This window comes from Streptococcus periodonticum (assembly GCF_003963555.1).
GTDB lineage: Bacteria > Bacillota > Bacilli > Lactobacillales > Streptococcaceae > Streptococcus > Streptococcus anginosus.
This window is the reverse complement of the sequence record NZ_CP034543.1, coordinates 1,806,838-1,821,833: the sequence shown is the minus strand read 5'-3', so window position 1 is coordinate 1,821,833 and position 14,996 is coordinate 1,806,838. Positions and strand designations below refer to the sequence as shown.

Below are 14,996 nucleotides of genomic sequence, written 5' to 3'. Positions count from 1 at the left end.
CTTACACATCCTTCATATCAAATGCATGTAGTTTCTTGAACGCAATCATGGAGATTGAAATCACGATAAGAGAAATGATAAGTGTTACCGCAGCGGCCATTGAGTATTGAGGAGCTGCACCTGTCGTTAAACGATAAATCCATGAAATGAGGATGTCAGTCGAACCTGCACCACCACCAACTGTACCAGGACCGCCATCATTAAAGAGGTACATGATAGAGAAGTTGTTGAAGTTGAAAGTATACTGACTGATGAGTGTAGGGGCAGCAACTGCTAAAATCATTGGGAAAGTGATATTGCGGAATTTTTGCCATGCATTTGCACCATCAATGTAAGCTGCTTCGTAAAGATCGTTTGGAATGGATTGCAAGATACCAAGTGTCAATACATAAATGTAAGGGAAACCAAGCCAACCTTGCATCATAATTAGAGCAATTTTAGTCCAGGTTGGATCTGTTTTCCAAGGAATCAGATGTCCATTTAAGAATGGCAATAGTTTACCAAGAAGCGGAATGACTTGGGTATTGATCGCACCGATACTATCGTTGAACATGTTACTGAAAGTTAAGATAGTGATGAATGCTGGGACAGCCCAAGGCAGTAGGAAGATAACGCCGAAAATGCGTTTTCCTTTAATAAATGGTTGGTTTGCAATAATAGCGGTAAAAATACCAATAACGATTTGGACAGTTGAGGCAGTCAGTGCCCAGATAATAGTCCAACCAAGAACGGCTCCGAAAGCAGAGCGGAAAGTGCTAAGTCGCCAAATATTAGTGAAGTTTGTCACGCCAACCCAATCCAAGAGCTTGGTTGGAGGCAGATGTTGGAAATCATAGTTTGTAAAGGCGATTAAAAGAGTGACCAATACAGGGAAAATGATAGCAAAAGTCATTGCAATATATGAAGGAATAATCAATAGGTAAGGAAAACCATTAGCGTAAATTCCTTTTAACATATCTTTGAAAGTCGTAGGAACTGGATAATCATTATTCCAACGTTTCGCAATAGTATAAGCATCTTTTAGATTGAGAGCATAAAAGATGAAATAAACAATGACAAGAATAAAGTGGAATGCACCACGAATCAGCATGAAAAGAGAGTTATCGCGTCCAGGCACCTCACCGAGAGTAATTAAGTTTCCTAACTCAGGAGCAGCAATGGCGAAAAAGTAAATCAAAAATAAAATGGTAACTCCTAAAAAGATAGCCCCTTTTGCTTTTTGTTTATTATAAATTTGCCCAAGTCCTGGGATGAGGGAGAGCAGCAATGCTTTACGTGGCTGTTGTTGTGTAGTCATCAGAGCCTCCTTTGTCTAAAATATAGAACTCGACTGGTGCTGCCAATCGAGTTCTATCCTACCTCAATCTGTTTTATTTTTTACCAAATTTTTGATCGATAGTATCTTTAATCAATTTCACGGCATCATTTGCAGCAGTTTTAGCATCTTTTTTACCACTTACAGCATCAAAGAGCATACTTGCTGCTGGATCCCATACAGTACTCATTTCAGAGATATTTGGCATAGGTTGAGCAGATTGGAACTGTTTAACAACAGCTGAAGTCAATTCATCATTTTTACCTTCAGCATATTTACGAGCTTCTGTATTAGCAGGTACTTCGTTTGTAGCATCATAGAAAGCTTTTTGTTGATCTGTTGATGTCAAGAAGTTGACAAATTTTTGAGCTGTTTTGGCATTTTTAGATCCTGCAGGGATGACCCAAGCTTTACCACCACCAAAGGTTTGATAGTTTTTACCATTTGGAAGTGTAGGAATAGTGGCAACACCATAGTTCACTTTAGCTTCTTTAAATGATGCAGCTTTCCAAGGGCCTTCAATGATAGCAGCTGTTTTACCTGATTGGAATTGAGTTTGAATTAAGTTTGCGGCACCTTTAGTATCTTGCATTCCTTTTGGCCATTTTTCGTACCAAGATTTAGCGTATTCAATACCTTTAATAGAACCGTCATTTGCAAGACCGATGTCTTTAGGATCGGTACCGTTCTTACCAAATACGTAACCACCGTTACCAGCTAACAGACCGTAAGCATAATAGAAGTTTGTCCAGTCCGCGAGGAAAGCAGTTGTTTTGCCATTTTCGTTAGCAAAAGCATATTTGCTGTCTTTTGCCAGTTCTTCTAATTCAGCAAATGTAGTTGGAGCTTTAGAAACAAGGTCTTTATTGTAGTACATTACTAATGTTTCGATAACAGCAGGTGCGCCATAAGTCTTACCTTTTGTAGTTACGAGTGCTTTTGTTGTGTCATCAGTCATTGAACCTTTGTCAAGTTTCACTTCTGAAAGTTGGCCGTCCGAACCGAGACTACCTACGCGGTCATATGGAGACATCATAACGTCTGGAGCTTTGCCAGATTGGTTGTCAAGTGAAAGATTTTCAAGACCTTTAAGTTGGTCGCCAGTTTTAATAGTAACTTTTGTTCCATTTTCTTTTTCAAAAGCAGCAGCAGCTTTCTTCATGTAGCCTTCGTATTGTTTTTCTACGTAAACAGTGAGGTTTTTACCATCACCAGAAGAAGCTGATTTATTATTTTTGCTACCGCAAGCTACTAGTAACAAACTAGCTAATCCTACAGTTCCAAGAACTGCAACACTTTTCAACATTTTATGTTTCATGATTTATTCCTCCTAAAGAATAAAATAATAAGATAACAATTTAAAATAGTTTACGCAAACGTTTTCTTAAACTATGCTTAAGTATACCACAAATAGAAAACGGTTGCAACACTTTTTTAAAAAATCTTGAAAATTTTTTATTTTTCACTCCAAAAATCTTGAAAAAATATAGAAGAAAATGATTCAATTGTCCAAAATATTTTAAAATTTTATAAAAAAACTAGAAAAATGGTTGCACACAGGTCGGAATTAAGTTATAATCAAATCAACGCAAACGTTTTCGTTAAATGAATGCAAAATTTAACAGAAAAATTTATTGAGGTGATAAGATGAAAGAGCGTCAAAGTGGTGTTCTCATGCATATTTCTTCTCTTCCAGGGAAATACGGAATCGGCTCATTTGGAAAAAGTGCTTACGATTTTGTGGATTTTTTGGTAAGAACAAAGCAACGCTACTGGCAAATTTTGCCTTTGGGCACGACCAGTTATGGAGATTCTCCTTACCAATCATTCTCTGCATTTGCGGGAAATACACATTTTATTGATTTTGATCGACTGGTTGAAGAAGGACTGCTTGTAAAAAGTGATCTTGAAGGGTTAGACTTTGGTCAAGATCCAAGAAAAGTAGATTATGCGAAAGTGTTTAACAATCGCAGGCCTGTTTTGGAAAAAGCTGTGAAACGTTTCTTAGAACGTGGAGACTTAGCAGCCTATGAAAAATTTGTAGCAGATAATGCGTCTTGGCTTGAAGTATTTGTTGAATACATGGCGATTAAAGAGTATTTCGACTTGAAAGCTTGGACTGAATGGCCAGATGCAGCGGTACGTCATCGTGAAGCGTCTAGCTTGGCAACTTATCGCGAAAAGCTAGCTGATCGATTGACCTATCATCGTGTTACGCAATATCTCTTCTTCAAACAATGGTTAGAATTGAAAAATTATGCTAACGAACATCATATTGAAATCGTTGGCGATATGCCAATCTATGTGGCAGCTGATAGCTGTGATGTTTGGGCGCAACCGCATTTCTTTAAAACAGATGAATTAGGACAGCCTACATGTGTAGCAGGATGTCCGCCAGATGAATTCTCTGCGACCGGTCAACTTTGGGGAAACCCAATTTATGACTGGAAGGCAATGGATGAAGATGGGTATAGCTGGTGGATTGAACGCTTGCGTGAGAGTTTCAAAATCTACGATGTGGTTCGTATCGATCATTTTCGTGGTTTTGAATCTTATTGGGAAATCCCTGCTGGATCCGATACAGCCGCTCCTGGTAAATGGGTGAAAGGTCCTGATTATGCTTTGTTTAAAGCTGTGAAGGAAGAATTGGGTGAACTAAACATCATCGCCGAGGACTTAGGCTTTATGACCGACGAAGTGATTGCTTTGCGGGAAAAAACAGGCTTCCCTGGTATGAAAGTCACTCAATTCGCCTTTAATCCAGAGTCTGAAAGTATTGATAGTCCACATCTTGCGCCTAACAATTCTGTCATGTACACAGGTACGCATGATAATAACACGGTACTTGGTTGGTATCGCGATGAAATTGATGATGCTACACGTGAATATATGGCTCAATACACCAATCGTAAGGAATATGAAACAGTACCTCATGCTATGTTACGGACTATCTTTGCTTCTGTCAGCTTTATGGCAATTGCAACCATGCAAGATTTACTTGAATTAGACGGTTCAGCTCGCATGAACTATCCATCAACTATTGGTGGAAATTGGTCCTGGCGTATGACAGCAGATGAATTGAATCCTGTGGTTGAAGCAGAGTTATATAGCTTGACGAAAACATATCGTCGTGTAAATAAAAAATTATTAAATCATGAAAATGAACTCTAGTGTTTGTTTTCTAGTCTAGGAGAAAAAATGTCAAACTTACAAGAATATATTAAGAAAAATTATCAAAAAGGAATTGCTGAATGTAGCAATGAAGAATTGTATATTGCCCTTTTAAACTATACAAAATTGGCTAGTGCACAAAAGCCAGTTAATACTGGTAAAAAGAAATTGTATTACATTTCAGCAGAATTTTTGATTGGAAAACTGTTGTCAAACAACCTCATCAACCTTGGCCTTTATGATGATGTCAAAAAAGAATTAGCAGACGCTGGTAAAGACTTGATTGAAGTGGAAGAAGTCGAATTAGAACCTTCACTTGGTAATGGTGGTTTAGGACGTCTGGCTGCTTGCTTCCTTGATTCTATTGCAACACTTGGTTTGAATGGAGACGGTGTAGGTCTGAACTATCACTTTGGTCTTTTCCAACAAGTATTGAAAAATAATGAGCAAACAACAGTACCAAACTTCTGGTTGACAGAGCAAAATTGGTTAGTAAAATCAAGCCGTAGCTATCAAGTACCATTTGCTGATTTCACTTTAACATCAACTCTTTATGACATTGATGTGCCTGGTTATAAAACAGCTACTAAAAACCGTCTTCGTCTGTTCGACCTTGACTCAGTAGATGCAAGTATCATTGAAGATGGGATTGACTTTGATAAGACAGATATTGCTCGTAATTTGACTCTATTCCTTTATCCAGATGATAGTAATAAGCAAGGTGAATTGCTCCGTATCTTCCAACAATACTTTATGGTGTCAAATGGTGCACAATTGATTATTGATGAAGCGATTGAAAAAGGTAGCAATCTTCATGACTTGGCTGACTATGCTGTTATCCAAATCAACGATACACACCCATCTATGGTCATTCCAGAGATGATTCGTCTTTTGAAAGAACGTGGTATTTCTCTTGATGAAGCAATCAATATCGTTAAGAATATGACGGCTTATACAAACCATACCATTCTTGCTGAAGCGCTTGAAAAATGGCCGCTTGAATTCTTGGAAGAAGTTGTTCCACACTTGGTTCCAATTATCAAAGAATTGGATAAGCGCGTGAAGGCTGAATACGCAGATCCAGCTGTTCAAATTATTGATGAACATGATCGTGTACACATGGCTCACATGGACATTCACTATGGATATAGTGTCAATGGGGTTGCTGCTCTTCATACAGAAATCTTGAAAAACTCAGAACTCAAGGCCTTTTACGATATTTATCCAGAAAAATTCAACAATAAAACAAACGGAATCACCTTCCGTCGCTGGCTCATGCACGCAAATCCACGTTTGTCAAATTACATTGATAGCTTGATTGGTCGCGATTGGCACCATGATGCTTCAAAATTAGAAGACTTACTTGAATTTTCTGGTAAGGCTGATGTGAAAGCTGAACTTGAAAAAATCAAAGCTCACAACAAACGGAAGTTAGCTCGTCACTTGAAAGAGCACCAAGGTGTTGAAATCAATCCTGAATCAATCTTTGATATCCAAATCAAACGTCTTCACGAGTACAAACGCCAACAAATGAATGCTCTTTATGTCATTCACAAATATTTGGATATCAAGGCTGGAAACATTCCTGCGCGTCCAATTACAGTCTTCTTTGGTGGGAAAGCTGCTCCAGCATACACGATTGCGCAAGATATTATTCATTTAATCCTTTGCTTGTCAGAAGTAATTGCTAACGACCCAGAAGTTTCTCCATACTTGCAAGTCGTCATGGTTGAAAACTACAATGTAACAGCAGCTAGCTTCTTAATTGCAGCCGGTGACATTTCTGAGCAAATCTCCCTTGCTTCTAAAGAAGCTTCAGGTACTGGTAACATGAAATTCATGCTAAATGGTGCTTTAACGCTTGGTACTTCAGACGGGGCAAATGTTGAAATTCATGAATTAGTCGGCGATGACAACATTTATATCTTCGGTGAAGATTCTGAAACAGTTATTGATTTGTATGCCAAAGAAGCTTATAAGTCAAGTGAATTCTATGCTCGTAAAGCAATCAAACCGCTGGTTGATTTCATTGTCAGTGATGCTGTTCTTGCAGTTGGTAAGAAAGAGCGCTTGGAACGACTTTACAATGAATTGATCAACAAAGACTGGTTCATGACGCTTCTTGACTTGGAAGACTATATCGAAACAAAAGAACGCATGTTTGCGGATTATGAAGACCGTGATGTCTGGCTTGAAAAAGTTCTTGTCAATATTGCAAAAGCAGGTTTCTTCTCTGCTGACCGTACGATTGCTCAATATAACGATGAAATTTGGCATTTGAACTAGTTCAATAGCAAATAGGCCCCTTGATTGGTAGTTGAGGGGTTTTTGATTGAAAAAATAAAGGACACTGGTGAAACTTTTGTTTATTTTTGTTGCCATTTTTGACTGCTTACGTTATAATAAATAAAACTGAAAACTTTTTCACAACGAGGAGGATTATTGTGAAAAAACGACCAATTTATCTATATGTCTTGCTAACACTATCAGCCATTCTATCATCTTTTACATTTGTAGGAACCTTTTTTGGCAGTGAAAAAATAACGAATACAAGTTCTTATAAAGGATTGTCTGAAACGGTTGTGAAGCAAATCGTGGAAGTAACTGAAAGAAGTCTTGTCTTTCTTCATAATATTCCGCATAAAATATTAGTTATCCTTTCCATTCTACTGTTGATTGCTGCCATTGTGTTTATCGTCAAGAAAAACATTCTATACGCTAATTTTGCCTATATTGCTTATGTGCTATTAGGAATTATTGGGACAATTTACAATTATATCGGTGGTATGCCACTCAACAATCTTTATAAAGATCAAACGATGCGTGCCACAGCAATCTCATCGACAAGAGTTTTGACTATTATTTATTTTGCATTTAATATTCTTTTTCTTGTTATTGTCTTTTTCAAGATGAAACGGCAGCAACAAGACTTAGCAAAAGAAGAATTACAATAGTTGACAAAACATATCTATCAGCTTAAAATTTTAAGAGAATGATAGATGTGTTTTATTTTTAGAAAGTGAGAAAATATGAAGATTTCCTTGGTTTATATTAGCTTAAGTGGGAACACAGCGAGTTTTATCAAACGTTTGTCCACTTTTTTGCAAGAGCGACATGAAAATGTTGAGATTGAGCAGGTGGATATAAAAGATATGGTGAAAGAGGAGCGACCATTTTACGCCATGTCTCAGCCCTTTGTAGCCTTTTTACCAACCTACTTAGAAGGTGGAAATGGTTTGGATAATGGAGATGTAGAGATTCTTACCAATGATTTAGGTGACTTTATCGCTTTTGAAGAGAATTACAAGCGCTGTTTTGGCATTGTTGGTAGTGGTAATCGTAATTTTAACAACCAATATTGTTTAACAGCTAAGCAGTATGCAGAGCGATTTGGCTTTCCAGTCTTGGACACATTTGAACTTCGTGGCTTGAATGAAGATGTCAAACGAATTGGTCTGAAAATTGAAGAATTATACGGAATGTAATAAAAAATCCTATCGTTGTAAATACCGATAGGATTTTTTGATAGGGTTAGAAAATTACATTTTTTCTGGAGTATCAACGCCGAGAAGACGAAGAGATTCTTTTAGAACAACAGCTGTTGCGTAGCTGAGAGCCAGACGGCTGTCACGTTCAGGGCTTTCGTCCAAGATACGAGTGTGTGCGTAGAATTTGTTAAATGCTTGTGCAAGACTGATCGCATATTTTGCAATGAGTGATGGGTCATAATTGTCAGCTGCACGTTTGACAACACGGGCAAAATCTTGTAGCAGTTTAATGATTTCCCAACTTTCAGCATCATCTAGGCTGTATGTTGCTTCAGCACTTGGCTTGAAGTCAGCCTTGCGAAGGATTGATTGGATACGTGCATAAGCGTATTGGATGTATGGAGCTGTTTCTCCTTCAAAGGATACCATGGCTTCCAAATCAAAGTCGTAACCGTTGCGACGGTCTGTTTTTAAATCGTAGAATTTAACAGCTCCTACCCCGACGGCACGAGCAACAGCTTCTTTGTTTTCAAGGTCAGGATTTTTGGCTTCAATTTGTGACTGAGCACGATTGATAGCTTCTTGAAGGGTTGGCTCAAGAAGGATGATATTTCCTTTACGTGTAGACAATTTTTGGCGGTTCTTTGTTACCAAGCCAAAGTCTACATGAATCATATCATCGCTCCAGTCAAATCCCATCTTCTTCAAAACGGCTTTTAATTGTCTAAAGTGATTAGCTTGTTCTTGACCTACAGCATAAATGTTTTTAACGAAGTTGTAAGTGCGAGCACGGTACATAGCTGTCGCAATATCACGTGTAATGTAAAGTGTTGCTCCGTCAGATTTCTTAATCATAGCTGGTGGCAGATTAACATCATCAAGGTTGACAATGCTAGCTCCTTTAGACTCTTCCAACAATCCTTTTTCTTCAAGGATTTTGATACCTTCGTCCATCTTGTCATTATAGAAGGCTTCACCAGCTAGACTATCGAATTCAACGCCAAGCAATTTGTAGATACGGTTAAATTCTTTCAGACTTTCGTCGCGGAACCATTGCCACAATTCAGTAGCTTCAGGATCACCGTCTTCTAATTTTTTGAACCAGAGGCGACCTTCATCATCAAGCTCAGGATCTGTTTCGATTTCCGCATTGATACGAACGTACAGTTTCAGCAATTCATCAATTGGATTTGCTTCGACGGCTTCTTTGCTACCCCATTTTTTATAGGCCACCATTAAAAGACCGAATTGTTTTCCCCAGTCACCTAAGTGATTGATTTTAATGGTGTTGTAACCCAATTTACGGAAGATATTAGAAAGGGCATCACCGATAACAGTTGAGCGCAAATGACCAACTGAAAATGGTTTTGCAATGTTTGGACTGGAGAGGTCAATGGTGATATTTTCTCCATTTCCTTCATTTTGCTGCCCATAGTTATTTCCTTCTTTTACAATTTCTTTGATAACTTGAGCTGAAATTTTTGATTTATCAAGGAAGAAATTAACATAAGGACCAGTTGCCACTACTTTTTCAAAGTTTGTTGAGTCAATTTTTTCTGCAATATCTGCTGCAATCGCTTGAGGCGCTTTTCGTTCTACTTTCGCTAAAGAAAAGGCAGGAAAAGCGATATCACCTAAATCTGAGCTTTTGGGTTTTTCTAGTAAATTTAAAATAGCGTCTTGGTCTAAGCTGTCAACGACCTTAGCCAATTCACTTGCAATCAATTGTTTATTATCCATGGTTTCTCCTTTGGTCTTTTACTAGTATTTTAACATATTTTTTGACGAATCTTCAATTTTTTTGGTATAATTTTGAGTATAAATATACATTATTGAGGATAAAATGAAAAAGAGTGAACGTCATAAACTAATTAAGCGAATGATTAAGGAAGAAAAACTGAGTACACAGAAAGATATTCAGGATCGTTTAAAGGCACAAGGCATCGTTGTAACACAGACAACCCTCTCTCGGGACTTACGTGAAATTGGATTGACGAAAGCCAAGAAAAACAATGAAGTTTATTATGTTTTAGCAGATGAAACAAATAAAATCGATTTGGTTGAATTCTTGTCTTATCATGTAGAGGGTGTTTCTCGGGCTGAATTTTCCTTGGTTCTTCATACTCGCTTAGGAGATGCTTCTATTCTGGCTAACTTTGTGGATGCTAATAAAGGCGAGCTGATTTTAGGAACGGTAGCAGGGGCTAACACGCTTTTAGTGATCTGTCGTGATACAGCAGCTGCAAAACAAATGGAAGAGCAGCTCCTTGAGAAAATGCATTAAGAGGAGAAGATGATGGAGCTGAGATAGAAGCGCTCAGCTTCCTTTATTTATATAGTTCTAATGACAAGATGTAGTGTGAGTGGGATGACGAAATCAAGTGTCTCCGAAATATTTAATTTCTGTCCGACTCTCATTGCTATTTAATAAACGGAAAGGCTGAGAATGACAAAAGAAAAACTATCTCCGGGAATGCAACAGTATTTAGATATAAAAAAAGATTATCCAGATGCTTTTTTGCTATTTCGTATGGGAGATTTTTATGAATTATTCTATGAAGATGCGATCAATGCAGCACAGATTTTAGAAATTGCTCTGACTAGCCGTAATAAAAATTCGGAAAATCCAATCCCGATGGCAGGAGTTCCCTACCATTCGGTGCAACAGTATATTGATGTTTTAATTGAAGCAGGCTATAAAGTTGCGATTGCAGAGCAAATGGAAGATCCTAAAAAAGCGGTTGGAGTAGTCAAACGCGAAGTAGTACAGGTGATTACGCCGGGGACAGTAGTTGATTCTTCAAAACCAGACAGTCAGAATAACTTTTTAGTGGCTTTGGATAAGCTGTCAGGTATATATGGGCTGGCTTATATGGATGTGGGAACGGGTGAATTTCAGGTCACAAGTCTTAGTGACTTTAACATGGTCTGTGGAGAAATCCGAAACTTGCGAGCGCGTGAAGTGGTCTTAGGGTATGAATTGCCTGAAATGGAGCGCCAAGTATTGGAGATTCAAATGAATCTCCTTTTATCGCAAGTAGAAACTACATTTGATGATGTTCAGCTACTAGGAAAGGACTTGTCACCGCTAGAGCACCAAGTAGCTGGAAAGTTATTACAGTATGTTCATAAAACGCAGCTACGTGAGCTTAGTCATTTGAAACAAGTTCATCATTATGAAATCAAAGATTTCTTGCAGATGGACTACTCAACTATGGCAAGTCTGGATTTAACAGAGAATGCTCGGACAGGAAAGAAGCACGGTAGTCTGTATTGGCTGATGGATGAGACTAAGACAGCTATGGGAACGCGATTGTTGAGAGCGTGGATTCAACGTCCGTTGATTGATAAAGAGCGAATCGTCAAGCGGCAGGATGTAGTGCAAGTCTTTTTAGATCATTTCTTTGAGCGCAGTGACTTATCAGACACTCTCAAAGGAGTGTATGATATTGAGCGTTTAGCCAGTCGGGTTTCGTTTGGCAAGACCAATCCGAAAGATTTATTACAACTTGCTGCGACATTGAGTCATGTACCACAAATTAAGGGAATCTTAAAAGGAATTAACAGCGCAGTTTTGGAAGATTTGATTGCCAAATTGGATGAAATTCCTGAATTGGCGGCCTTGATTCAGTCAGCAATTTCGCCGGATGCTTCAAATGTCATTACAGAGGGTAATATTATTAAAACAGGTTTTGATGAAACCTTGGACAAGTATCGAGTAGTCATGCGAGATGGAACGAGCTGGATTGCAGATATTGAGGCGAAAGAAAGAGAAGCTAGTGGAATTAACAACCTGAAGATTGATTACAATAAAAAAGATGGTTATTATTTTCATGTCACAAATTCCCAGCTTGAACACGTTCCCAGTCATTTTTTCCGCAAGGCAACTCTGAAAAATTCAGAGCGTTTTGGTACGGAAGAACTGGCTCGTATTGAAGGGGAGATGTTGGAAGCGCGTGAAAAATCAGCTAATTTGGAATACGAGATTTTTATGCGCATTCGTGAGGAAGCTGGTAAATATATCAAACGCCTGCAATCCTTGGCGCAAACTCTGGCAACGGTTGATGTGCTGCAAAGCTTTGCAGCTGTAGCAGAAAAGCAACATTTTGTGAGACCAGAATTTATTGAGCAGCGCTCTATCCAAATTGATAAAGGGCGGCATGCGGTCGTAGAAAAAGTTATGGGTGCACAAACCTATATTCCTAACAGCATTTCAATGGATGAAAATGTCAACGTTCAGCTAATTACAGGTCCAAATATGAGTGGGAAGTCAACCTATATGCGTCAATTAGCGATTATTGTTATTATGGCTCAAATGGGCTCTTATGTTTCAGCTGAAAGCGCTCAATTGCCGATTTTTGATGCAATCTTTACTCGAATTGGTGCAGCTGATGACTTGGTTTCTGGACAATCAACCTTTATGATTGAAATGATGGAAGCGAACCATGCTATTTCTCAAGCAACAGAAAATTCACTTATTCTTTTTGATGAGTTAGGAAGAGGAACAGCGACCTATGATGGCATGGCGCTTGCTCAAGCTATTATTGAGTATATTCACAATCAGACAGGAGCCAAGACACTTTTTGCGACTCACTATCATGAGTTGACAGAGCTGTCAACTAGCTTGACACAACTAGAAAATGTCCATGTAGCAACCATGGAGAAAGATGGTCAAGTGACCTTCCTTCATAAGATTGAAGCTGGACCTGCTGATAAATCTTATGGGATTCATGTAGCAAAAATTGCAGGTTTACCAAATGATTTGCTGATGAGAGCAGACCAGATACTAACACGATTAGAAGATCAAGCAAATGAGAAGTCATCTCTCAATCATTTTAATAAGGAAGCTAGTGATGGCAAGGAAAATCAAGTAGCTGAGCAGATGTCTTTATTTACAGAAGCAACCGAATCACCTATTTTAGACGAGTTGCGCCAGTTGGACATTTATAATATGACCCCAATGGAAGTGATGTTGGCTGTGGCAGAGATAAAGAAGAAACTTTAAAATGTTGAAGCTATAGTGGATGTGACTGGCTAACAGCTTAATTTGCTGAAATGTCATACCAGAATTGCAGCTAGGGTCTAATCTTCAAACCACAACAATTTAGTAAGCTATGATCGTTTTCTATCAATCTGTTGGACTCAAATAACCGCCGTGAATTTTTTCACAGCGGTTATTTCTTGCTATTTGCTTTGTTTGTTTAAGTGATGATTGATTTGCTCAATTTTCTTTTTAGTCAGATAAGACAGGATTGTCCAAAGGATGAGATAAACAACAGTAAATTCTAAAATCAGCTGTAAGATGAAAATGGGTTCACTTGGGAACCAGCCAGCTAATAGAGCTAGGGGGATAAACCCTAAAATCATAAGCCCATAATGACAGATTGTTGCTTTGAGAATGCTCCAATCTTTTTTGAAAAGCTCTTTCCCTAAGCTAAAGAGCAAGCCGATTAGACACCATATCGCTGCGCAATAGAGAACGACTAAGGCGCCGTGAATATGATGCTGTTCCATCCAAAGACCAACTGCTGAATAAGGGTTGAGCGGATGATAGACAGGTGCAAAAAAGTAAGAAAAGATGACGGATAGGAGAAGCCCGATAACAATACCTCCTAGAGTATCTCTGAATAATGTTTTTTTCATAGCTGTAATTTCTCCTTTATAGCTTTGAGATAACGGCGAGATGAATAAGTTATCTGACCGTTTTTTAGTGTAATCTGAATCAGACCGCTGCCGGTCAATTTCAGATGATCGATCTGTTTGGTATTGATGATTTCAGATTGGGAAATCTGTAGAAAATCAGCAGGAAGCAATTCCAAAACTTGATAAAGTGGAAGCCCTAAGTGATAATTGTCTGTTACTGTTTCAGCCCAAACTTGGCGATTTTCAATATAAACCCGCTGAATTTCAGTAGTATCTAATAGGTAAATCTCTTCCTCTTTTTTGGCTCGAATAACTTTGTTTTTATCGAGTTGTTGAGCAAATTTCAGCAGTTGCTGAATGGCATCTGACAAAGCCGGTGCTTCGATAATGACTTTTTCCTCTGAAAACTTTTCGTCAATATGCAATTGAACTTTCATAAACATCCCTTCTTTCCAGATGTTGGTTTGCTGCTGATTTTCGTTAATACCAAGAGGTCACTAACTACCTCCCTCTTCCTAAATCTATTAAATATTATTTCGACTAGGAAAACAAGGACTTTTACCTAAGTGGTTGCTTTGCTTGTCTATTTGGTTCTTTCTAGGAAATGATGTGTGTTCCCCTCACACCGGACTTCTGATAGAAAAACAGCTTTATGTTATAATAATAGCTAGAATACTTACGGAGAAAACTATGTCAAAAATTATTGAACTAGGAAATAGATAGTTTTACAACTCATTGACAGCTCTTAACCATTGATATTACTGGGTTTTATCAATATTATGTAATATTAGAAGTTGTTAGAAAATCCTTAAAAGTCCACAAAAAGGTGAACAAAAAAGACCTTTACAGGTCATTTACAATATGAGTTCAGCAGGCAAGAACTAGCGTAGTGAATAGCTACGCTTTTTAGTTGCTTGTAGCCTTGCTGATAAGATTATTATACCATGTCATCACACGCATTTCTGTTGCTGCGCATGCTGACTGTGTCTAGGCTTGTAACTTTGTTTCTAGGGCTTGAGTTAGCACCTCAGAATAATTTACTTTTTCACGATCCGCTAATCTTACTAGCCATTCAGGGACAGTCACATTCTTTCTAACGGCTTTATTGTTGCGAATAAACGGGGTAGGGTCTGCTTGTATCATGCTAACAAAGCCGTCTTTAACGGTTAAAGCCATGATGTCGCTAGGCTTTGGCATATCTAATCCTTCGTCTATGTAAGCAGCTAAAACACTCTCAAGCATTTCACGGGCATTTTTCAAGGCTTCTTCAACATTTGCCCCTTGTGTGCCTCCTCCAAACTCTGGAAATTCTACCCAATAAGAACCGTCTTCCTCTTTATGAAAAATTGCTGGATATGATTTTAACATAGTCTGTTACC

12 protein-coding genes are annotated in these 14,996 nt (G+C 38.3%); 6 read left to right on the top strand and 6 right to left on the bottom strand.

The genetic code is table 11. The annotated features are described in order from the left end of the window. Nucleotide 1 precedes the first annotated feature (1 nt). Both EHW89_RS08945 and EHW89_RS08940 read right to left on the bottom strand, forming a co-directional pair. A complete protein-coding gene (locus tag EHW89_RS08945) occupies nucleotides 2-1,297 on the bottom strand; it encodes a sugar ABC transporter permease (protein ID WP_125442719.1) in 1,296 nt (431 codons plus the stop codon). Nucleotides 1,298-1,370: 73 nt separating this feature from the next. Next, on the bottom strand, nucleotides 1,371-2,633 hold the full coding sequence (locus EHW89_RS08940; RefSeq protein WP_022526079.1) for an extracellular solute-binding protein: 1,263 nt from the start codon (nucleotides 2,631-2,633) through the stop codon (nucleotides 1,371-1,373). Nucleotides 2,634-2,962: 329 nt separating this feature from the next. On the opposite strand from EHW89_RS08940, the gene malQ reads away from it, so the two are divergent. From malQ to nrdI, 4 genes are all read left to right on the top strand, one after another. Continuing rightward, the gene (malQ, locus tag EHW89_RS08930) at nucleotides 2,963-4,486 is read left to right on the top strand and encodes a 4-alpha-glucanotransferase (protein ID WP_126467926.1); all 1,524 of its coding nucleotides are present in this window, start codon (nucleotides 2,963-2,965) and stop codon (nucleotides 4,484-4,486) included. Nucleotides 4,487-4,513: 27 nt separating this feature from the next. After that, nucleotides 4,514-6,772, top strand: coding sequence for a glycogen/starch/alpha-glucan family phosphorylase (gene glgP, locus EHW89_RS08925; protein WP_126467924.1), 2,259 nt, complete (start codon nucleotides 4,514-4,516; stop codon nucleotides 6,770-6,772). A 158-nt stretch (nucleotides 6,773-6,930) separates the two neighbouring features. Further along, a complete protein-coding gene (locus EHW89_RS08920) occupies nucleotides 6,931-7,440 on the top strand; it encodes an ABC transporter permease (RefSeq protein WP_126467922.1) in 510 nt (169 codons plus the stop codon). A 75-nt stretch (nucleotides 7,441-7,515) separates the two neighbouring features. After that, a complete protein-coding gene (nrdI, locus tag EHW89_RS08915) occupies nucleotides 7,516-7,971 on the top strand; it encodes a class Ib ribonucleoside-diphosphate reductase assembly flavoprotein NrdI (RefSeq protein WP_003032317.1) in 456 nt (151 codons plus the stop codon). A 54-nt stretch (nucleotides 7,972-8,025) separates the two neighbouring features. Here the strand turns inward: nrdI and argS are convergent, their stop codons facing one another. Beyond that, on the bottom strand, nucleotides 8,026-9,714 hold the full coding sequence (argS, locus tag EHW89_RS08910; RefSeq protein ID WP_126467920.1) for an arginine--tRNA ligase: 1,689 nt from the start codon (nucleotides 9,712-9,714) through the stop codon (nucleotides 8,026-8,028). Between the two features lie 103 nt (nucleotides 9,715-9,817). On the opposite strand from argS, the gene argR reads away from it, so the two are divergent. Together argR and mutS are read left to right on the top strand one after the other, a co-directional pair. Continuing rightward, nucleotides 9,818-10,258, top strand: coding sequence for an arginine repressor (gene argR, locus EHW89_RS08905; RefSeq protein WP_126467918.1), 441 nt, complete (start codon nucleotides 9,818-9,820; stop codon nucleotides 10,256-10,258). 162 nt (nucleotides 10,259-10,420) lie between these two features. Continuing rightward, complete coding sequence (gene mutS / locus EHW89_RS08900; protein ID WP_126467916.1) at nucleotides 10,421-12,979, top strand: DNA mismatch repair protein MutS; 2,559 nt, start codon at nucleotides 10,421-10,423, stop codon at nucleotides 12,977-12,979. Between the two features lie 179 nt (nucleotides 12,980-13,158). On the opposite strand, the gene EHW89_RS08895 is transcribed toward mutS, so the two are convergent. The 3 genes from EHW89_RS08895 to EHW89_RS08885 all read right to left on the bottom strand — a co-directional run bounded on the left by EHW89_RS08895 (nucleotide 13,159) and on the right by EHW89_RS08885 (nucleotide 14,985). Then, on the bottom strand, nucleotides 13,159-13,617 hold the full coding sequence (locus EHW89_RS08895) for a DUF3021 domain-containing protein (RefSeq protein ID WP_126467914.1): 459 nt from the start codon (nucleotides 13,615-13,617) through the stop codon (nucleotides 13,159-13,161). Continuing rightward, nucleotides 13,614-14,054 (bottom strand): LytTR family DNA-binding domain-containing protein, encoded by a 441-nt coding sequence (locus EHW89_RS08890; RefSeq protein WP_003032335.1) that lies wholly within the window; start codon nucleotides 14,052-14,054, stop codon nucleotides 13,614-13,616. Before EHW89_RS08890 ends, EHW89_RS08895 begins: the two co-directional genes overlap by 4 nt. Nucleotides 14,055-14,604: 550 nt before the next feature. Further along, nucleotides 14,605-14,985, bottom strand: coding sequence for a type II toxin-antitoxin system HicB family antitoxin (locus EHW89_RS08885; protein WP_003038371.1), 381 nt, complete (start codon nucleotides 14,983-14,985; stop codon nucleotides 14,605-14,607). Between the last annotated feature and the right edge of the window lie 11 nt (nucleotides 14,986-14,996).